This window comes from Priestia sp. P5_B4, from assembly GCF_056400385.1.
Genome location: NZ_JBFULJ010001532.1, coordinates 1 through 522, shown reverse-complemented (window position 1 = coordinate 522; position 522 = coordinate 1). Strand labels below are relative to the sequence as shown.

Sequence of the window (522 nt, the reverse complement as noted above, 5' to 3'; positions counted from 1 at the left end):
GGTTTGAAGTGAAAATCTCACCATTCTATAATTCTTTTTCGCTTTCAGTAAAGGATTTAGAGGATGATGAGATCTTTTACTACAGTCTCGAATCGGTTACAAAGATTGAGATCATGAATGATAATAAAGAAAGCAAAGCAATTCGATTATTTATAGATCAAGGAATTGATCGTTTTATAATGATTATGGATTTAGTATTTAGACCAAAATTTAAAGTTGTACTAAAAGAGGTTTTAGATTCCTAGAACGCACATTATATTAAGTTAAAATATATAAACTATACACATTTAGTAAGGAAATTTAATGAGAAAATACATAATATTAGATACGCCTATAAATGATATTAAGAAAGTTATGATAGTGGACATCAAAGATCAAGTAAATATGTTTCTTTATAATACGTCAGATGATGTACCTTCAATTGGAGACTATAGTTTTGAAACATCACAAGAAGCTGAAGACTTTTTTAACAAGGAATTTTCAAAAGAAAAAGATAGTAAAGCTTCTTGGATCTATGTACCA

General features: G+C 27.8%; 1 protein-coding gene. It reads left to right on the top strand.

Annotated elements, in window-relative coordinates:
* Positions 1-245: hypothetical protein (locus tag AC1DRF_RS32005; RefSeq protein ID WP_477742830.1), on the top strand; the 245-nt coding region annotated here is incomplete at its 5' end.
* Positions 246-522: the final 277 nt, after the last annotated feature.